At 45.5% G+C, this 21,091-nt stretch carries 17 protein-coding genes; 14 read left to right on the top strand and 3 right to left on the bottom strand.

All coding sequences use genetic code 11. The features are described from left to right. Positions 1-129: 129 nt before the first annotated feature. Both O4M77_RS11155 and O4M77_RS11150 read right to left on the bottom strand, forming a co-directional pair. Positions 130-261 carry a hypothetical protein gene (locus O4M77_RS11155; protein WP_257218527.1) on the bottom strand — a complete coding sequence of 44 codons (132 nt, stop codon included), beginning with the start codon at positions 259-261 and terminating at the stop codon, positions 130-132. Positions 262-702: 441 nt separating this feature from the next. After that, on the bottom strand, positions 703-3,537 hold the full coding sequence (locus O4M77_RS11150; RefSeq protein WP_159124296.1) for a ribonucleoside-diphosphate reductase subunit alpha: 2,835 nt from the start codon (positions 3,535-3,537) through the stop codon (positions 703-705). Between the two features lie 569 nt (positions 3,538-4,106). Between O4M77_RS11150 and bfmR the strand changes: the two genes are divergently transcribed. Together bfmR and bfmS are read left to right on the top strand one after the other, a co-directional pair. Then, positions 4,107-4,823 (top strand): response regulator transcription factor BfmR, encoded by a 717-nt coding sequence (bfmR, locus tag O4M77_RS11145; RefSeq protein WP_004785097.1) that lies wholly within the window; start codon positions 4,107-4,109, stop codon positions 4,821-4,823. A gap of 41 nt (positions 4,824-4,864) precedes the next feature. Continuing rightward, positions 4,865-6,541: a sensor histidine kinase BfmS gene (gene bfmS / locus O4M77_RS11140; RefSeq protein ID WP_166138643.1), complete on the top strand. Its 1,677-nt coding sequence runs from the start codon at positions 4,865-4,867 to the stop codon at positions 6,539-6,541. Between the two features lie 60 nt (positions 6,542-6,601). On the opposite strand, the gene O4M77_RS11135 is transcribed toward bfmS, so the two are convergent. Continuing rightward, the gene (locus O4M77_RS11135) at positions 6,602-6,958 is read right to left on the bottom strand and encodes a hypothetical protein (RefSeq protein WP_004785094.1); all 357 of its coding nucleotides are present in this window, start codon (positions 6,956-6,958) and stop codon (positions 6,602-6,604) included. A gap of 575 nt (positions 6,959-7,533) precedes the next feature. Here O4M77_RS11135 and ndhC point away from each other — a divergent pair. The 12 genes from ndhC to nuoM all read left to right on the top strand — a co-directional run bounded on the left by ndhC (position 7,534) and on the right by nuoM (position 21,088). Then, complete coding sequence (ndhC, locus tag O4M77_RS11130) at positions 7,534-8,079, top strand: NADH-quinone oxidoreductase subunit A (protein ID WP_004785092.1); 546 nt, start codon at positions 7,534-7,536, stop codon at positions 8,077-8,079. Between the two features lie 6 nt (positions 8,080-8,085). Beyond that, a complete protein-coding gene (locus O4M77_RS11125; RefSeq protein ID WP_004785090.1) occupies positions 8,086-8,766 on the top strand; it encodes a NuoB/complex I 20 kDa subunit family protein in 681 nt (226 codons plus the stop codon). Positions 8,767-8,856: 90 nt separating this feature from the next. After that, positions 8,857-10,644 carry an NADH-quinone oxidoreductase subunit C/D gene (gene nuoC, locus O4M77_RS11120; protein WP_034702039.1) on the top strand — a complete coding sequence of 596 codons (1,788 nt, stop codon included), beginning with the start codon at positions 8,857-8,859 and terminating at the stop codon, positions 10,642-10,644. Between the two features lie 14 nt (positions 10,645-10,658). Then, on the top strand, positions 10,659-11,168 hold the full coding sequence (nuoE, locus tag O4M77_RS11115; RefSeq protein ID WP_004785086.1) for an NADH-quinone oxidoreductase subunit NuoE: 510 nt from the start codon (positions 10,659-10,661) through the stop codon (positions 11,166-11,168). Beyond that, entirely contained in the window at positions 11,165-12,496 is a 1,332-nt protein-coding gene (gene nuoF / locus O4M77_RS11110; RefSeq protein ID WP_180004037.1) for an NADH-quinone oxidoreductase subunit NuoF, read from the top strand. Before nuoE ends, nuoF begins: the two co-directional genes overlap by 4 nt. Before the next feature lie 11 nt (positions 12,497-12,507). Continuing rightward, on the top strand, positions 12,508-15,186 hold the full coding sequence (gene nuoG / locus O4M77_RS11105; RefSeq protein ID WP_323713468.1) for an NADH-quinone oxidoreductase subunit NuoG: 2,679 nt from the start codon (positions 12,508-12,510) through the stop codon (positions 15,184-15,186). Positions 15,187-15,189: 3 nt separating this feature from the next. Then, the gene (gene nuoH, locus O4M77_RS11100) at positions 15,190-16,200 is read left to right on the top strand and encodes an NADH-quinone oxidoreductase subunit NuoH (protein WP_004785081.1); all 1,011 of its coding nucleotides are present in this window, start codon (positions 15,190-15,192) and stop codon (positions 16,198-16,200) included. A gap of 18 nt (positions 16,201-16,218) precedes the next feature. Beyond that, the gene (nuoI, locus tag O4M77_RS11095; protein WP_004785079.1) at positions 16,219-16,761 is read left to right on the top strand and encodes an NADH-quinone oxidoreductase subunit NuoI; all 543 of its coding nucleotides are present in this window, start codon (positions 16,219-16,221) and stop codon (positions 16,759-16,761) included. Beyond that, positions 16,761-17,279, top strand: a complete 519-nt coding sequence (gene nuoJ, locus O4M77_RS11090; protein ID WP_171056685.1) for an NADH-quinone oxidoreductase subunit J — start codon at positions 16,761-16,763, stop codon at positions 17,277-17,279. The genes nuoI and nuoJ overlap by 1 nt, the downstream gene beginning before the upstream one ends. Continuing rightward, on the top strand, positions 17,279-17,587 hold the full coding sequence (gene nuoK, locus O4M77_RS11085; protein ID WP_004280769.1) for an NADH-quinone oxidoreductase subunit NuoK: 309 nt from the start codon (positions 17,279-17,281) through the stop codon (positions 17,585-17,587). The genes nuoJ and nuoK overlap by 1 nt, the downstream gene beginning before the upstream one ends. Next, positions 17,584-19,473, top strand: coding sequence for an NADH-quinone oxidoreductase subunit L (nuoL, locus tag O4M77_RS11080; protein WP_180105232.1), 1,890 nt, complete (start codon positions 17,584-17,586; stop codon positions 19,471-19,473). The genes nuoK and nuoL overlap by 4 nt, the downstream gene beginning before the upstream one ends. Before the next feature lies 1 nt (position 19,474). Next, entirely contained in the window at positions 19,475-21,088 is a 1,614-nt protein-coding gene (gene nuoM, locus O4M77_RS11075; protein ID WP_004785072.1) for an NADH-quinone oxidoreductase subunit M, read from the top strand. The last annotated feature ends 3 nt before the right edge of the window (positions 21,089-21,091 follow it).

The following is a 21,091-nucleotide window of genomic DNA, read 5'->3' as shown; positions in this document are numbered from 1 at the left end:
CTCTAGTTGCTTTATATCTTTTATTAGACATCCAGCAGTGCTGAGATGTCTTACTATACGCTCAATTTGTGTAAACAAAATTAAGTTTTGTCGATGAATGCTCTGAATTTGTTCAGAGATAAATCCCCACTACTTATTTTGTTTACGCTGTTGCTGGCGAACTTTAAACCAGAAGTAAGCAATCGGTGCGTAAAAGGTAATGGCAAAGGAAAGGATCAATGCCACAAGTCCTAACATGTAATTGTGAGTCATATGGGGCATTGAGGTTTCCTTTATTGTTAAATATTAAATCCTCCCCAAACCCATCCTTTAATAAAGGAGGGGGATTTCCGTGAATTCTTTTGCTTACACGGAAGTCCCCCTTTGGAAAAGGGGGATTTAGGGGGGATTTTGTATTAAGTAACTACCTGAGTAGTTGACTTAAGATTTTTTATGTTTTGTTCATTTGCTTGGTTTATCGAAACCAATATTGCAACTGAGCAAGGTAATAAGCATGTGAAGCAAAAAATCTGAATTTCCTTGCGTACAATGCGAACTTTCTTTTTAAATTCTTTAAGCTTTTTCGACATGTTCTATTCCTTTACGGAATCAATCATGACGAATTAGCAAAAGTGAGTTCTTATGCTAACCGCTCATAAGAATCAACCATTGCTAATTCGCAATATAAGAGATAAATCTCGGTTGATTCCTAATCCAGCTAACTTACTGACAAGCCTCACAATCAGGATTATCAATTGAACATGCTTGTGGCACTGGCGCTGCTTGAGTGAAACCTTCTTCCTCTACAGGCGCTTCAGGTTTTTTCTCTTCAACCACTGGCGCTGCAACTACAGGAGCCGCAACAGTTGCAGGTTTAACTGCATTCAATGCACCAGTATTAATGGTTGATTTTTCAGCAGAAGTTGCACCTAATGCACGTAGGTAGTAAGTGGTTTTCAGACCACGTAACCAAGCCATCTTGTAAGTGATGTCCAGTTTCTTACCGTTTGCACCAGCGATGTACAGGTTCAGAGATTGCGCCTGATCGATCCATTTTTGACGACGAGAAGCAGCATCTACGATCCAGCGTGGCTCAACTTCAAACGCAGTCGCAAAGATCGCTTTCAATTCTTCAGGAATACGAGAAATCTTTTGTACTGAACCTTCAAAGTGTTTCAGGTCATTGACCATCACTGCATCCCAAAGACCACGTTCTTTCAACGCACGTACCAGGTACGGGTTGATCACTGTGAATTCACCAGACAGGTTAGATTTCACATACAGGTTCTGGAATGTAGGCTCGATTGACTGAGACACGCCACAAATGTTCGAAATAGTTGCAGTCGGAGCAATCGCCATCACATTCGAATTACGCATACCGTCTTTTTGAACTTTGGCACGTAAAGTGTCCCAGTCCAGACGTTGTGTGCGGTCTACTTCAAACATGCGTTCTGGACGAGTTTTCGCAACCAGGTCAAGTGAGTCGATTGGCAGAATACCTTGATCCCACAATGAGCCTTTGAATGTTTCATACGTACCGCGTTCAACAGCAAGGTCACTTGAAGTTGAAATTGCGTAGTAAGAAATCACTTCCATTGATTCATCAGCAAACTCAACCGCAGCGTCAGAACCGTAAGCCATACCCATTTCGTAAAGCGCATCCTGGAAGCCCATGATACCCATACCGACTGGACGGTGTTTCAGGTTCGAGTTACGTGCTTGTGGAACTGCGTAGTAGTTGATGTCGATGACGTTATCGAGCATACGAACCGCAGTTTTCACTGTACGCGCCAGTTTTTCACGATCCAGCTTGCCGCCTTGGACGTGTTGTACCAGGTTGATCGAACCTAAGTTACATACTGCGATTTCTTCTTTGCTGGTGTTCAGGGTGATTTCTGTACAAAGGTTAGAAGAGTGAACCACACCTACGTGTTGTTGTGGTGAACGCAGGTTACATACGTCTTTGAACGTGATCCATGGGTGGCCTGTTTCGAACAGCATAGACAGCATTTTGCGCCACAAATCTTTTGCACGGATTTTCTTGTGCAACATGTTTGTTTCTTTGGCAATGCTTTCGTAGTAAGCATAACGCTCAGCGAATTCTGCACCAGTCAGATCATGAAGATCAGGCGTTTCAGAAGGTGTGAACAGTGTCCATTCAGCATCTTCGAATACACGTTGCATGAACAGGTCAGGAACCCAGTTCGCAGTGTTCATGTCGTGAGTACGACGACGGTCATCACCCGTATTCTTACGCAGCTCAAGGAATTCTTCGATATCCAGATGCCAGGTTTCCAGGTATGCACATACCGCACCTTTACGTTTACCACCCTGATTTACTGCAACAGCAGTATCGTTGGCAACTTTAAGGAATGGCACCACACCTTGAGACTTACCGTTTGTACCTTTAATGTAAGAGTTCAGGGCACGAACTGGAGTCCAGTCATTACCTAAACCGCCTGCCCATTTAGACAGCATTGCGTTATCACGCATCGCACCATAGATGTCAAACAGGTCATCATCAATCGTAGTCAAGTAGCAGCTAGATAACTGTGGACGTAGCGTACCTGAGTTGAACAGAGTGGGCGTAGATGCCATGTAGTCGAAGCTAGACAATAAGTTATAGAATTCGATTGCACGGTCTTCGCGATTGTCTTCGTTTAGGGCAAGACCCATAGACACACGCATGAAGAACAATTGTGGCAATTCGAAACGCACGCCATCTGAGTGGATGAAGTAACGATCAAATAGGGTTTGCAGACCTAGGTAAGTGAACTGGTTTGAACGTTCTGGTTGAATCGCTGCAGCCAGTTTAGCCAGGTCAAAGTTTAACAATTCAGGTGAAAGAAGCTCTAACTCAATCCCTTTTTTCAGGAAAGTTTCAAGCGCATCACCTTCATTGGTATCAGTGGATAGACCCAAGAACTCTAAACCGGTCGCCACCAGGTCATCACGCAACAGACGTGCAGTCACATAAGTATAGTTAGGTTCTTGCTCAATACGGGTACGAGTTGCCATCATCATTGTGGTAGAGATGTCAGACTCTTTTACGCCGTTATAAAGGTTTTTTACGGTCTCATCGACAATCGCCTGTACGTCGATTCCTTCAAGGCCTTCAGCAGCGCGAGTCACAGTCGCAGTCAATTCGCTTAAGTCAAGCGGCTTTAACTTGCCTTCTGCATCAGTGACTTGCAGTGTAGGGTGATGGTTGGCACCTAACTGTTTGCGCGCTTCAGAACGTTGTTCACGATAGATGACATAGGCACGTGCAACTTTCTGTTCGCCAGTACGCATCAGCGCAAGTTCAACCTGATCCTGTATTTCTTCGATATGGATCGTGCCACCCGATGGTAAACGGCGTTTGAATGTATTCAGAACCATTTCTGTTAATTGTTCGATACGGTCGTGTATACGGCTCGAATCTGCACTTTGCTGGCCTTCTACTGCCAAAAATGCTTTTCCAATTGCAACAGAAATTTTTTCTGCATCAAAAGCGGCAACATCACCGGTGCGTTTAATCACCTGAAGTTGACCCGGAGTGGATGTGATTACGCTCATGTTAGCATAGCTCCATTGTCATCTATTTTTATGTTTATGGACCGTTTGAACTGGGCAAAAATCGTGCCACAGTGTTCGAGGAATAAACACAAGACCTAGTGGTTATAAAATTAATTGAACACAAGATACGGGAAAATTTAGGGTAGATCAATATTGACATTTTGCTAAATATTTTTCTGAAGTTTTATCTTAATCTTTTGCAAAAAGATCCCAATTTTTATTGATTCTTGCATAAGCCTTATCCGGCAAGGCATAGCATATCAAAGCTGGCAAAAAGTGCTTATAGATAACATTGTGGATAACTAAAAAGGCCTGAATCAACTAGTCACATTTTGTTCAGATTTAGCTTTGATCGATGCAAATAAGCCGACAAACGGTAGTTAAATGCACATTCGAGTGAAATGTGCACGATAAAATATTACAAAATGCTACTTTGATGTATTGGTTTGGTGAACGCTATCTTGTTTACAATGTAAACGTGTGTATATTGCAAGCATATTAAAAACGTATCTATTGGATTTCAAAAGGATACGTCCGTAGCATACGTCCATCAAATAAAGGGGCAACACATGAGCCAAGAAGAAAAGTTACCTAAAATTTTAATTGTTGAAGATGATGAGCGTCTTGCTCGTTTAACACAAGAATACCTCATTCGTAATGGTCTTGAGGTTGGGGTAGAGCCGGATGGCAACCGTGCTATTCGTCGTATTATTGCCGAACAACCAGACATGGTGGTTCTAGATGTCATGTTGCCAGGTGCTGATGGTTTGACCATCTGTCGTGAAGTTCGTCCACATTATCATCAACCGATTTTAATGCTGACTGCACGTACTGAAGATATGGATCAGGTCCTAGGTCTGGAAATGGGTGCAGATGACTATGTCGCTAAACCGGTTCAGCCGCGTGTCCTATTAGCTCGTATTCGTGCTTTATTGCGTCGTACCGACAAGGTGCCTGAAGATGAAGTGGCTCAACGCATCGAATTTGATGACCTGGTGATCGACAATGGTGGTCGTTCAGTGACCTTGAATGGTGAGCTGGTTGACTTTACCAGTGCAGAATATGACCTGTTGTGGCTGCTGGCTTCAAATGCGGGCCGCATCCTGTCACGTGAAGATATCTTTGAGCGTCTACGCGGTATCGAATATGACGGCCAAGACCGTTCAATTGATGTGCGTATCTCGCGCATTCGTCCAAAAATTGGTGACGATCCTGAAAATCCAAAACGTATTAAAACAGTACGTAGTAAAGGTTATCTATTCGTCAAAGAAACTAATGGTATCTAATCGGTGCCTTTAGCCGCCTGAATAAACAGGATAATTAATAGGTGTTTAAACACAGTATATTTTTGCGGATATACGCAGGCCTGGTCATGCTTGTGGTCCTGGTGGCAGTATTCAGCTATTTGCTGGTACAGATCATCAACTACCAGCGTGCGCAGGAGTATCGTGAATCCCTGACTGATGGTATGGCATATATCATCAGTGAGGGGGTTGCAAGACAGCCTAATCTGCAGCAAAAGATGGATTGGGTTTCAGATGCGTCTGATCTGTTGGAATTGCCGATCTACTATGTCGAAGCCAGTAAAGTGGATATTACCCGAGCGGAAGGTCGACGTCTGGCTGACCGTAAGGCAGTCGTGCGTTGGGATGCTAAAACTGGGGTAGCTTATATTGTCATTGGGCTACGCGATGATCCAAGTCATTATCTTTATATTAAGGCGGATAATATTACTGAACGTCAGATGAAGGCTTTACCGGTCTTTATTCTGGACTATCTGGTGTACTACCCAGGTCAGGAAAAAGAATACCTGAAGCGAATTCAGGACTATTTCTCTTATCCAATCTCGATCGAAAATGTCCAGAGCCTGCCACTAGATTCTGAGCAGATCGGACGTTTGCGTCTGGATCACAGCATTATTTTATATCGTGATAGTGCCTCAATTCGCGGCACTACAATTTCGATCATTTCTCCTATTCCTAGCTCGACGTCTGAAGTGCTGGTGATGGGGCCAGTGCCGTTATTTAACTGGATGCCATTCCAGTTAGCTGCCGGGATTACCTTACTGAGCCTGTTTGTCTTAAGTCTGGGGATTTATGGTCTGCTGGTGCCAATGCAACGTAAACTGCGTGAAGTGAGCTATGCCCTGAACAAGATGAAAACCGGGAACATGTCATTGCGTCTTCCGGTGGAGGGCAGTGATGAGATGGCGACGCTGGCTTCCAGCTATAACAATATGTCGGACCATATTCAGCGCCTGATTGAAGCGCAGCGTGAATTGATGCGTGCTGTATCGCATGAGCTGCGTACACCGGTTGCCCGTATCCGTTTTGCTGTGGAAATGATGGCAGATGAAGACGACTATGATTATCGCTTGCAGCAGGTTGAGCAGATCGATAAGGATATTGAAGCCTTAAATACCTTGATCGATGAAATCATGACCTATGCCAAACTGGAACAGGGCATGCCTTCAATTGAATTTGAAGATATTGATCTGTTTGAAGTGCTGGAGCAGGTGGCCGTCGAAACAGATGCTCTAAAAACTGGCAAAGAAGTTGAAGTGCTGCCAATGCCAGTACCTGTAACCGTAGAAGCTGAACGACGTTACCTGCATCGTGTGGTGCAAAATCTGGTGGGTAATGCAGTACGCTATTGTGAGCAGAAAATCCTGATCAGCGGCGGACTAGATGCTAAGGGCATGGCGTATATCTGTGTAGAAGATGATGGTCCGGGGATTCCAGAAGCTGACCGCGCCCGTATCTTTGAAGCTTTTGCCCGACTGGATGATAGTCGTACCCGTGCTTCAGGGGGGTATGGTTTGGGCTTGTCTATTGTCAGCCGGATTGCTTACTGGTTTGGTGGAGAGATTCAGGTCGATCAAAGTCCGACACTGGGTGGTGCACGCTTTATCATGATTTGGCCAGCCAGCCGTTACGGTAAAAAAATCAAGCAAAAACCGATCGAAAAGCTGGAAAAAGCTGAAGTGTCAGATCAATCAGAATAAGAGTTTAGGTGAGAAAAAACGATACATAGGTATCGTTTTTTTATGGCTATTTAAAGGGGATTATTCATGGATGGTAGCATCCGGTTCAATCAGTGGCTTGCCTTCTTTCAGGCTGTTTAAGGCATCAGAATTGAAGTTGATCAGTAGCTTGTTATTTTTAACATCTACCTGATAGCTTTGGATTAGCTTTTGGTCACCAGATAAGGTTTCAAGCTTGTACTCATCGGCAATATTCATAATACCGTCTAGGTTAATGCTGGAAGAGGCATAGTCTGTCTGGAAAAGTTTATGAATATCCCCTAAGTCAAAGATTGCATTGCTGGCATCCTGATGTTTTTGGATATAGCTTTCTACATGTCGCATCAATAATTGAGCAAAGAAAAAATAATCAGGTTTATGGGTAAATCGTAGAGACATGCATGGACTCCTTATTGTTACTTTATAAATGTCATAGTGGGTTTAAAAATAGAAATATCATAATCTGAATCAAACTGTTGGACGTGTTGCAAAAATACACAATTGCTCTTTTAAGGCTTACCGAGAGCGGGCAGAAAAGGGCGACTTCTAATTGAATGACAACATTCATGTTAAACATCTTTTAAAAACACACTGATTTTTTCGAGGCATTATGCAAAGGTGAAATGTTTTTGATTGATTCTTTATAAGTTTCTTTTCATGGGGTGGGTAGCCAGCCACTGTACAAGGAGTGAGGCTTAATTAAGCAGGGCTTTAAAAGTCTATCTGGGTTTAGAAAAAAATAATGGAAATTTAAACTTTAATTTAAAAAAACGATCGGTTGAGATTCTCTGAGCTTAAAGCCAGAATAAAATTAGGAATGTCTAAAAAATCATCCAAAAGACTAAGGCTTATAAGCTAGCAAGTGAAATCCAAAATCAGGTACAATTGGCGGGATTAATTTTGTGTTTGGTGTATTTGAAGGCCAATACATACATTCTTTGTTAATAAATCGGCCTGCCAGGAGTTATCCCCGCATGAGTGCCATTACTCCATACGAATGGGCAATTATTGCCTTCGTGATCGGCGTTACATTTTTATGCGTCTTTATGCTCACTGTCCCATTACTCCTCGGGGGTAAATCATGGGGCCGTGCCAAGCAGGAGCAGTTTGAGTCAGGCGTAGTCAGCGCAGGTGGAGCTCGTATCCGCTTGTCTGCGAAATTCTATTTAGTTGCAATTTTCTTTGTAGTCTTCGACCTCGAAGCACTTTACCTGTATGCATGGGCATCTTCTGTTCGTGAAGTAGGTTGGATTGGTTTTGCAACTGCAGCTATCTTTATTTTGGTTTTACTTGTTGGTTTGGTTTACGAATTATCGACAGGCGCACTGAACTGGGCACCTTCAGACAGACGTAAAGCAGCAGGATACAAAGCTAAAATTGGTTCGCCAAATATGGATCTTGCAGAAATTACGCGCTTCAACTCAGTTGAAGAATTGGTTATGGATCCAACTGGTCAAATCCCAGCTCAATCATCTGGTCTTGTGAAAAAATCACAAGTTCAACCCTCTGATAAGGAGTAACTCGGGATGAAATATACATTAACCCGTGCGAATCCGAATGCTGATGAATATCCACTTCAAGAGCGTATCGTTGTAGAAGATCCGCTTCTAGAAGAAGAAGTGAATAAAAATGTGTTCATGACTCGCCTAGAGGATGTAATGCACACAGCAGTGAACTGGGGTCGTAAGAACTCAGTTTGGCCATTTAACTTTGGTACATCTTGCTGCTACGTTGAATATGCAACGACTTTGACCGGTGTACATGACTTGTCACGTTTTGGTGCCGAAGTTATCCGTGCTTCACCGCGTCAGGCAGACTTGATGATTGTAGCAGGTACATGCTTCGTGAAAATGGCTCCGGTAATTCAACGTCTGTATGAACAGATGCTTGAACCGAAATGGGTGATTTCAATGGGTGCGTGTGCGAACTCAGGTGGTATGTACGATATTTATTCAGTCGTACAAGGTGTGGATAAGATTATTCCGGTAGATGTATACGTTCCGGGCTGCCCACCACGTCCTGAAGCATTGATCCAGGCATTAATGCTGTTACAAGACCAAATTCAATTAGAGCGTCGTCCGCTGTCTGCGGTAATCGGTGATGATCTTAAGCCAGTGTATAAGCCAAAGATGATGCCGGAACGTGACCGTAAGAAAGACCAGCGTGTGGCTGTGAAGAACTTACGCTCTATGGATGAAATTAAATAATTTAAACGACCGGTTTTTTGTTGTGCACCCGCTATGGGTGTAGTTGTCGTTTAGGTTGACTGAATTTGTATTAAATAGGAAGCCAAGCCAATGGCTGAAACTGACATTGCTATGCCAGAATCAACAGCAGTTGATTCACGCCCAGCATTTGCCATCATTGAAGAGCTCAAAACCAAGTTTGGTGAGAACTTCTTTGTGCAAACAACTTTCGAGGATTTCCCGACAGTTTGGGTTGAGCGCGCACGTGTACAAGAAGTATTGATGTTCTTGCGTACCGTGCCACGTCCATACGTGATGCTATTCGACTTGTCTGCAGTAGATGAGCGTTTACGTACGCACCGTGACGGTTTGCCTGCGTCAGAATTCACAGTGTTCTATCATTTATTATCTTTAGAGCGTAACTGTGACATTCGTATTAAAGTTGCATTAAGCGACAGCGATCTGAATATTCCGACCGCAACGAATATCTGGCCAAATGCGAACTGGTATGAGCGTGAAGCTTATGACATGTTCGGCATCAATTTCGAAGGGCATCCAATGCTCCGTCGTATCTTGTTGCCAACCTACTGGGAAGGTCATCCGCTACGTAAAGAATATTCTGCACGTGCGACTGAATATACTCCGTATATTCAAGACAAAGCCAAGCAGGACTTTGAACAGGAACATCTACGTTTCGTGCCAGAAGACTGGGGTCTGAAGCGCGGTAATGCAGATGAAGATTTCATGTTCCTGAATTTGGGTCCTAACCACCCGTCTGCGCACGGTGCGTTCCGTGTAATTTTGCAGTTGGATGGTGAAGAAGTGAAAGACTGTGTGCCAGATATCGGCTATCACCACCGTGGTGTGGAAAAGATGGCTGAACGTCAAACTTGGCATTCATTCATTCCGTATACTGACCGTGTGGACTATTTGGGTGGTTGTGCTCAAAACATGCCGTATGTGATGGGTGTGGAACAATTGGCAGGCATTACTGTGCCAGACCGCGCACAATGTATCCGTGTCATGATGTCGGAATTGTTCCGTATCAATAACCACTTGCTGTACATCGGTACTGCGATTCAGGATGCCGGCGGTATGACCCCAGTATTCTATATGTTCGCTGACCGTCAGAAAGTGTATGACATCGTGGAAGCGATCACCGGTTACCGTATGCATCCAGCATGGTTCCGTATCGGTGGTACTGCACATGACTTGCCAAATGGTTGGGAAAAACTGGTTCGAGACTTACTCGACTGGATGCCTAAGCGTTTGAATGAATACTACACTGCAGCACTGAAAAACTCTGTATTTGTGGGTCGTACCCGTAATGTGGCTCAGTACGATGCGAAATCTGCATTGGCATGGGGCGTAACAGGTACTGGTCTGCGTGCTACAGGTATCGACTTTGACGTACGTAAATACCGTCCATATAGCGGTTATGAAAATTACGACTTCGAAGTACCGGTTGAGTACGAAGGCGATGCATATGCTCGTGTGATTGTTCACTTCCGTGAAATCGAACAGTCACTGAAAATCATTAAGCAGTGTCTAGAGAATATGCCATCTGGTGCGTACAAAGCGGACCATCCGCTGGCTGTTCCACCACCAAAAGACAAAACATTACAAGATATTGAAACCTTGATTACGCACTTCTTGAGCGTTTCTTGGGGTCCTGTAATGCCTGCAGGTGAATCATCTGTGATGGCAGAAGTGGTGAAAGGTGCGTCGACTTATTATCTGACTTCAGACAAGTCAACCATGAGTTACCGTACCCGTATTCGTACACCAACTTTCACGCATTTACAGCAAATGCCTTCTGTGATTAACGGCAGTCTTGTATCTGACTTAATCATTTATTTAGCGACAATCGACGTCGTAATGGCTGACGTGGATCGCTAAGGGGTAAACGCATTATGATGATTTTGACTGATAAAAAGCCACGTGTGAATGTTGAAGGGATTTTAACTTCGGAAGAAATCCACGAAATTGAACATCACATTGGGCATTACCCGTACCCACGTGCAGCGTGTCTTGATGCGCTCAAATGTGTACAACGCCGTAATGGCTGGGTAGACGATGCTCAAATGAATGCCATCGCGCAAATGCTTAGCATGAGCCTTGCCGATTTGGAAGGGGTTGCAACGTTCTATAACCGTATTTACCGTCAGCCAGTGGGTCGTCACGTAATTTTACTGTGTGACTCAATTGCGTGTTTCTTGATGGGTGCGGAGACTTTAGCAGAAGCATTCCAGCGTGAATTGGGTATCCAGTTCGGCCAAACCACAGCGGATGGCCGTTTTACCTTGCTTCCAATTTGCTGCCTAGGTAACTGTGATAAAGGTCCAACCCTCATGATTGATGAAGATACTCACGGTCTCGTGGAAGTAACATCAATTAAACAGTTATTGGAGAAGTATGTATGAATACCGAACCAAAACCAATTTATGGCGACGGTAACCCGGAAACGCATCCACTGACTTGGCGTCTAAGCAAACAAGCAAATGTCCGTCATGTCGATGACTATGAAGCGCTTGAAGGCTATGCAGGCTTTAAAAAAGCCCTGTCTATGACACCGAAAGAAGTGCTGGAAGTTGTAAAGGCTGCAACCGTAAAAGGTCGTGGTGGTGCAGGCTTCCCGGCAGGGATCAAATGGTCGCTGATGGCGCCAAATGACAATTCAGGTCCACGTTACCTGATTTGTAATGCCGATGAGATGGAACCAGGTACCTTCAAAGACCGTCTGTTGATGGAAGATCTTCCGCATCAGCTGATCGAAGGTATGCTGATTGCAGCTTATACCCTTGAAGCAACTCAAGGTTATATCTTCATCCGTGGTGAATACATCGAAGCGGCGAAGTACCTGAACGAAGCACTTGAGCAGGTTCGTGCCAAAGGTTACATGGGTGACAACATCCTGGATTCTGGCTGGAGCTTCGAGTTACACGTGCATACCGGTGCGGGTCGTTATATCTGTGGTGAAGAAACTGCATTGATTAACTCGCTTGAAGGTCGCCGTGCAAACCCGCGTACCAAACCGCCATTCCCGCAGGTTGCAGGTGCTTGGGGTCGTCCTACGATCGTGAACAACGTAGAGACCTACAACAACTTGCCAGCCATCATGTTGCGTGGTCCAGAATGGTACATCGGTCTGTCTGCAGGTAAATCGAAAGATCCTGGCACAAAAATTTATGGTGCTTCAGGTAAGGTGAAATTCCCAGGTCTATGGGAACTGCCATTCGGTACCACTGCACGTGAAGTGATTGAAGAACATGCCGGTGGTATGCGTGACGGCCTGAAGCTGAAAGCATGGTTACCCGGTGGTGCATCAACTGACTTCCTGGCTGCCGAGCATATCGATCTTCCGATGGATGCGGAAAGCATCATGAAAGCAGGTTCACGTTTAGGTACCTGTCTATTGATGGTGGTTGATGAAACTCAATGTATGGTTTCAGCGACTCGTAACCTCGAAGAATTCTTTGCGCGTGAATCATGTGGCTGGTGTACACCTTGCCGTGATGGCTTACCTTGGGCGGTGAAAGCGCTTAAAGCACTTGAAGATGGTACTGGCAAGAAAGAAGATATCGATCACTTACAAGAACTGACTCGTAAGCTTTGGATTGGTAAAACTTTCTGTGCTCACGCACCAGGTGCTATGGAACCGTTAATGGGCGCACTCAAACATTTCCGTGGCGAATTTGAAGCGAAAGTCGTAAATGCTGCCGCTCAAACCCGCAACGTAGAACAAGCTTAAGGAATTCGACTATGGCTACAATTCATGTCGATGGAAAATCGTATGAAGTCAACGGCTCGGAAAACTTGCTGCAAGCATGTTTGAGTCTTGGCATCGACATCCCATACTTTTGTTGGCATCCATCCTTAGGTTCTGTCGGTTCTTGCCGTCAATGTGCTGTGACTCAATACGCGAATCCAGAAGATACGCGTGGTCGTTTGGTCATGTCATGTATGACACCGGCTGCTGACAATACCTACATCTCGATTGAAGACAAAGAAGCAAAAGATTTCCGTGCTTCTGTTGTTGAATTCTTGATGACCAATCACCCGCACGACTGTCCAGTCTGTGAAGAGGGTGGCCACTGTCACCTGCAAGATATGACCGTGATGACACAACATGACCGTCGTCGTTACCGGTTCACCAAGCGTACGCATTACAACCAAGAACTTGGTTCGTTCATTGCGCACGAGATGAACCGTTGTATCGCATGTTACCGTTGTGTTCGTTATTACAAAGACTATGCGGGCGGTACGGATTTCGGCGTATATGCAAACGCTTCTCGCGTTTATTTCGGTCGTCCGGAATCAGGTACTTTGGAATCTGAATTCTCAGGTAACCTGACTGAAGTTTGTCCGACTGGTGTATTCACCGATAAGACTCATTCAGAACGCTATAACCGTAAATGGGACATGCAGTACGCACCAAGCGTATGTCATGGCTGTTCTTCAGGTTGTAACATCTCTCCAGGTGAGCGTTATGGTGAGCTTCGTCGCGTTGAAAACCGTTTCAACGGTGAAGTTAACCAATACTTCCTGTGCGATAAAGGCCGTTTCGGTACCGGTTATGTAAACCGTAAAGACCGTCCGCGTCAGCCACAGTTCCGTACTGGCACGAATGTAGAAACTGTTTCTGTTGATACAGCATTAGATACCGTAATTGCGAAAATCCAAGGCAAAAAAGTACTGGGGATCGGTTCACCACGTGCATCGCTTGAAGCTAACTTCGCACTACGTGAGTTAGTTGGTCAAGACAATTACTCAACCGGTATGGCTCAAAAAGAGCAAAATCTGGTTGAGCTGGCTGCATCGATCATGCAAACCGAGGGTGTTTATAACCCGAACATGCGTGAAATCGAGAGCTATGATGCGGTACTGATTCTGGGTGAAGACCTGACTCAAACTGCACCACGTATGGCTTTATCTGTTCGCCAAGCTGCGAAAAATAAAGGCAAGGAAATGGCTGCAGAGCGCCGTACCCAAGAATGGCTGGCTGAACCTGTACAACGTATTGCCCAAGATGCGAAATCTCCGATTTACATTCTGGCTGCAACACAAACACGTTTGTCTGACGTTGCAGAAGGCGAAGTAGTCGCTTCTCCGAATGACATCGCACGTTTAGGCTTCGCGATTGCTGCGGGCGTAAAAGGTGAAGTTATCACTGGTCTTGATGACGATGCGAAAGCATTTGCACAAACCATTGCAGATACGTTGAAAGCTGCGAAGAAACCACTGATCATCTCTGGTACAAGTCTACAAGACGCAACCATCATGGAAGCTGCTGCACAAGTAGCACAAAACCTGGGTAATGCGGGCTTGACCTTGACTGTTCCTGAAGTGAACTCAATGGGGCTGGCAATCTTCGGTGGTCAAAGCCTTGAACAAGCATTTGCACAAGACTATGACACTGTCCTAATTGTAGAAAACGATCTATACCGTCGTTTACCAGCAGCTCAGGTTGATGCTGCGCTTGCAGGCAAACAAGTGATCGTATTGGATCACTCTGAAACTGCGACTGTGAAGAAAGCCAACATCGTACTGTCGGCTGCTTCATTTGCTGAAGGTGATGGTACTGTCGTTTCTCAAGAAGGCCGTGCACAACGTTTCTATCAAGTGTATGACCCGAGCTACTACAACCCGGAACTGGCAATCAAAGAATCTTGGCGCTGGTTACACGCACTGGAAACAGGCGTACAAGGCAAAGCGATTTCTTGGACGGTACTGGATGATGTGATCGAGTCAGTAGCAAGCAACGTTCCTGCACTTGAAGGTATTCTGGATGTAGCACCAGATGCAGGCTTCCGTGTACATGGTCTGAAAGTGGCACGTGAACCACGTCGTTACTCAGGTCGTACTTCGATGCGTGCGCCATTGTCTGTACATGAGCCGAAACAGCCTACTGATAAAGACACTGCATTAACATTCTCTATGGAAGGTTATGTCGGTGATGAGACTCCATCTTCACTGATACCATTTGCTTGGTCTGCAGGCTGGAACTCACCACAAGCTTGGAACAAATACCAGGATGAAGTGGGCGGTCATTTAAAAGGCGGTGATTCAGGCGTTCGTTTATTCGACCGTTTACCAAAACGTCCAGTGCGTAGCTTTGTTGCACCAGCCCCTGTGCTTGTAAATGCTGAAAGCTTCCGTCTGGTACCAATGCATCACATCTTTGCATCTGGCGAGTTCACCATTAAAACTCCGGCAATGGAATCACGTATTCCTGACGCAGTATTTGCAGTGGGCGAACAGGATGCTACACGCTTGAACCTGCAAGACGGTCAGAAGATCACTGTGAAAGCAGGCGAGACTTCAATCGTTCTTCCTGTACAAGTGATTGAATACTTACCAACAGGTTATATTGGCTACCCAATTGGTCTTGCACCAACGGTATCTCTTGCAGAGCCTGTTTCAGTCGCGGTAGGAGCGTAATTCATGGAACAAGAATTAATCCGTCAAACGCCGCTGTGGGCTGAAAACTGGCCAATCGCCTATTCAGTACTTCAAGCGATCGTGATCTTACTGGTTGTAGTACTGATCGCTGCGTTGATGTCTTTTATTGAACGTCGTTTACTGGGCTTGTGGCAAGACCGTTACGGTCCGAACCGTGTAGGTCCGGGCGGTATGTTCCAGATTGTTGCCGACATGCTGAAAATCATGTTCAAGGAAGACTGGACACCAAAATTTGCCGATAAATTGACTTTCCGTATGGCTCCAGCAGTTGCGATGGCAACTGCGGTGCTGTCGTTCATGGTTATTCCTGTGTCACCTTATCTAGGTGTTGCAGACATGAGTATCGGTCTGTTGTTCTTCATGGCAATGGCAGGTATTGCGGTATATGCAGTACTGTTTGGTGGTTGGTCTTCTAACAACAAATACGCATTGCTTGGTGGTCTACGTTCAGCAGCACAAACCATTTCTTATGAAGTGTTCCTGGGTATTTCCCTGATGGGTGTAGTGGCAATTGCCGGTTCATTCAACATGCGTGAAATCGTAGAAGCACAGAAAGATGTCTGGTTTATCATTCCTCAGTTCTTAGGCTTCCTGATCTTCGTGGTTGCAGGTGTTGCGGTAACTCACCGTCACCCATTTGACCAACCAGAAGCGGAACAGGAACTGGCGGAAGGTTACCACGTAGAATATGGCGGTATGAAATGGGGTATGTTCTTCGTTGCGGAATACGTAAACGTAGTACTGATCTCTGCATTGATCGTAACCCTGTTCTTCGGTGGCTGGTTAGCACCATTTGGTCTTGATTTCCTTCCACCCGCATTCTGGTTCATTATTAAAACAGCATTCTTCGTAATGATGTTTGTATTGGCGCGTGGTTCTTTAATGCGTCCACGTTATGACCAGGTGATGAACTTTGGTTGGAAAATTTGCTTGCCATTGGCGTTGGTTAACCTTTTGGTGACTGGTGCTGTGATTCTGTTGAATCAGGCCTAAGACAGCAGGGAGAACAAAATGTTTAAATTTCTAGCTGGATTCGGGTCAATCGTTCGTACGTTGTTCATGGTCTTTACCCATGCAACGCGCAAACGTGACACCATTTTATATCCGGAAGTGCCAGCCGAAGAAATCGTGCCACCACGTTTCCGTGGTCGTATCGTGTTAACGCGTGACCCAGATGGCGAAGAGCGTTGTGTGGCATGTAACCTGTGTGCGGTTGCATGTCCGGTAGGCTGTATTTCACTACAAAAAGCAGAACGTGAAGATGGTCGTTGGTATCCGGAATTTTTCCGTATCAACTTCTCTCGCTGTATTTTCTGCGGTATGTGTGAAGAAGCATGTCCTACGACTGCGATTCAAATGACACCAGATTTCGAATTGGGCGAATATGTTCGTCAAGACTTAGTCTACGAAAAAGAACACTTGCTGATTTCTGGTCCTGGTAAATATCCTGACTATAACTTCTACCGTGTCACCGGTATGGCAGTTGCTGGTAAGGACAAGGGTCAGGCACAACGTGAAAGTGCACCTGTTGATGTACGGAGTCTATTACCATGATGTGGCCATTTTATTTAATGGCCCTTGTGGCCATCGTCTCTACGGTTCGTGTGGTAACTAACACGAATCCGGTACATGCTTTATTAAGCCTGATCGTTTCACTTCTTGCTGTAGCAGGACTGTTCCTGATCGTGGGTGCACCGTTTGCGGGTGCGCTTGAAGTCATCGTTTATGCTGGCGCGATCATGGTGTTATTCGTGTTCGTGGTAATGATGCTGAACTTGGGCGAACAGACTGTTGCTCAGGAACGCAAATGGTTGACTTCATCAGCTTGGGCTTATCCGGCATTGATGAGCTTCCTGATTGGTCTGATCCTGGTTTGGGTACTTAAATCAGACTACGTACAGCCTTCAATGGTGATGGGCACTGAAATGGTCGGTCCTAAAGCGGTAGGTCAATCACTCTTTACGCAATACTTATTGTTGGTAGAAGTTGCCGCGATGTTATTGCTTGCATCACTTGTTGCAGCATTCCATTTGGGTAAACGTGAACCAGGTGCAGAAGAGGAACAACAATAATGGGCAACATCCCTTTAGAGCATGGTTTGATCGTTGCATCCATTCTTTTTGCACTGGGTTTTTACGGTGTAATGGTGCGACGCAACCTGCTATTCATTTTAATGAGCCTTGAAATCATGATGAATGCCGCTGCTTTGGCATTCGTCCTGGCGGGCAGTGCATGGGCACAGCCTGATGGTCAAATCATGTTTATTCTGATTCTGACCCTTGCTGCGGCAGAGGCGTGTATCGGTCTTGCGATCGTCCTTCAGTTCTATCATCGCTTCCATCATCTGGATGTGGATGCTGCTAGTGAGATGCGCGGATGAGTTATTTATATCTAACAATTTTATTCCCGCTCATTGGCTTCGTCCTTTTAGCGGCAGGGCGTCATAAGCTTCCTGAAACAGTTGCAGCCATTATTGGTGTAGGGGCTGTGGGGTTATCGGCATTGTTCGCACTCATTGCGGGTATGGACTTTGTCAACAATGGTTCTACCGCAGTAGTACAACCTCTTTGGACCTGGTTCAATGTCGGTGGTTTTGCACCGGGCATCAGCCTGCACCTGGACGGTTTGTCTCTGTTGATGCTAGGCATGGTGACAGGCGTTGGTTTCCTGATCCATATCTTTGCATCATGGTACATGCGTGGTGAACAAGACTTCGCACGTTTCTTCTCTTACTTCAACCTGTTCGTTGCAAGCATGTTATTGCTGGTACTGGGTGATAACCTGGCGTTGTTATTCCTGGGTTGGGAAGGTGTAGGTCTGTGTTCTTATCTGCTGATTGGTTATTACTACCAAAACCCTGCAAACGGTGTGGCAGCGATCAAAGCATTTACCGTTACCCGTATTGGTGATGTATTCCTGTTGATCGCCATGTTCTTGCTGTTCCAGCAATTCGGTACATTGAATACTCAGTACATCGTAGAAAATGCTGCGACTGTGATGACTCAAAGCTCATCATTGACCATCTGGACTGCACTAATGTTGTTCCTAGGTGCTGCTGGTAAATCTGCGCAGATCCCGTTACAAACATGGTTGGCAGATGCGATGGCAGGTCCGACTCCTGTTTCTGCATTGATCCACGCTGCAACAATGGTAACAGCGGGTGTTTACCTATGCTGTCGTCTATTCACAGTATTTGAGCTTGCGCCTGAAGTGATGATGTTCATCTCGATTACTGGTGCGGTGACATTACTGGTAGCTGGTTTTGCTGCATTGGTACAAACAGACATCAAACGTATTCTGGCTTACTCAACGATGAGTCAGTTGGGCTACATGTTTATGGCTGTAGGTGCTGAAGCATACCAGGCGGGTCTGTTCCACATGCTGACTCACGCATTCTTCAAGGCATTATTATTCTTGTCTTCTGGTGCAGTGATTCTGGCTTACCACCACGAACAAAACATCTTCAAGATGGGCGGTCTGTTCTACAAGAACAAGTTCCTGTTTGCATGTTTCGCCATTGGTGGCGGTGCATTGGCTGCAATTCCATTCATCACTGTGGGCTTCTTCTCAAAAGATGCAATCCTGGGTGCGGTTTGGGTACAAGGCCAATCAATCGCAGTTTACAGCACACTTTACTGGGTGGGTGTAATCGGTGCGTTCCTGACTTCGATCTATACATTCCGTCTGATCTGGGTGGTATTCTTCGGTAAAGAAAACACACCTTACCATGCAATCAAGGGTGTAACTTACTGGGGTCCATTGGCAATTCTTGCAGTACTTTCAACTTTCGTGGGTGCAGCATTAAAAGCGCCTGTGGAAAGTATTTTGAATGCGGCTAAACTTCCTGCATTTGAAATTCCGGAAGCACTTGAACATGGCATGCATACTGCAGAATACACAGCAGTAGGTATTGCACTGGTAGGTCTTGCAATTGGCGTGGTGCTGTTTGCTTTTGCTTACAACGCTGTGAAATCTTTTGCGAAAACTTCTCTGGGTGCGGGCCTTGCCAACATCTGCCGTAATGCACTTGGTTTCGACAAGCTGTATGACATCGTTTTTGTGAAGCCTTATTTGTTCTTCGCGAAACTGTTCGGCCGTGATCCGATTGATGGCTTCTGGCTGGTGCTGCCTGCACTGGTTAAAGGTGGTCATAGCTTTACTAGTTCGCGTCAAACAGGTTCACTGCGTGAATATGCATCTAGTATGGGGCTCGGTGTCGTTGTCCTACTGATGATCTTGCTCGTGATTCAGGTAGTGGGGAAATAAAATGGAAGCTCCAAACAATATTATTTTGCCGGCTCTGATCCTCATTCCGTTCATTGCAGGTTTTATTTGCTGGTTGGTCGATAAACTCGACCAACACCTTCCGCGTTATATCGCGCTGATTGGTATGTTAGTAACGCTGGTCTTGACCATCGTCCTTTGGCAGTCGGGTACTTATAACTATGAACTTGGCGGTGCGGCTCCTACGTGGGCAGCCGAGTTCAAATTGCCTTGGATTCAAACCCTGGGCATTAACATTCACCTTGCAGTGGATGGTTTGTCTTTACTGATGGTTGGCTTGACTGCACTCCTTGGTGTGCTGGCAGTAGGCTGTTCATGGGGTGAGATTCAGAAAAACGTGGGTTTCTTCCACCTGAACCTTTTATGGTCTCTGGGTGGTGTAATCGGTGTATTCCTGGCGATTGACCTGTTCCTGTTCTTCTTCTTCTGGGAGATGATGCTGGTGCCGATCTACTTCCTGATTGCACTTTGGGGTCATAAAGGGGCAGAAGGCAAGTCCCGTGTATACGCTGCAACCAAGTTCTTCATTTACACACAGGTAGCTGGTTTAGTCATGCTGATTGGTATCCTTGGTCTGGTGACTGTAGGCTACACCATGACTGGTCAAATCCGTTTCGACTACAACTACCTGATGGGTGTAGCGAACATGCTGGATACACAAGCACCAGCAGTTGCTTATGCATTCATGATCTGTCTATTTATCGGTTTTGCGGTAAAACTTCCAGTTTTCCCATTACACGGCTGGTTACCAGATGCGCATGCACAAGCACCAACAGCGGGTTCTGTTGACCTTGCAGGTATCTTGATTAAGACAGCTGCTTATGGTCTGATCCGTTTCGTGATTCCATTCTTCCCGGCGGCTTCTGCACAGTTTGCAGACATCGCCATCATTTTCGGTTTAATCGGTATCTTCTACGGTGCTTGGTGTGCTTTCCAGCAAACCGATATGAAACGTTTATTGGCGTATACGTCTATTTCACACATGGGCTTCGTTTTACTTGCAATTTATGCAGGTAACATCCTGACCTTCCAAGGTCTGATGATCATGATGCTGGCTCACGGTCTGTCATCTGCAGCGCTGTTCATTATGTGTGGTCAAGTGTACGAACGTGTTCATACACGTGATATGCGTTTGATGGGTGGTATTCGTGGTCAGTTCCCATACCTTGCATTCTTCCTGATGTTCTTCATCGCGGCGCTTGTCGGTATTCCAGGTCTAGGTAACTTCATTGGTGAGTTCCTGATCCTGATGGGTTCATTCGGTAAATTCCCTGCATTCACAATCCTCGCTGCAATCAGCCTGGTATTTGCGGGTCTGTACGGTTTGATTCTGATCCATAAAGCGTTGTTTGGTGTTCCAAACGAAGAGCAAAAACAGCACTACACAAATCCGTTAAAAGATTTAAATGCACGTGAAGTGGTAATTTTGCTGATCTGTGCATTTGGTCTAGCATGGCTTGGTCTATACCCACAAAGCTTCCTTGACGTTTCTAACTCAAGCATGGCGTGGTTAGCGAATAGCTACATTCCTGTGTCTGAAGCAGCTGATGCTGTGCAGCAAGCTGCCGTTTCAGCTGAAAATGTGGAGATCCAATAAGCC

The sequence above is a fragment of the Acinetobacter sp. YWS30-1 genome (genome assembly GCF_033558715.1).
GTDB lineage: Bacteria > Pseudomonadota > Gammaproteobacteria > Pseudomonadales > Moraxellaceae > Acinetobacter.
This window is presented reverse-complemented; position numbering and strand designations above follow the sequence as displayed.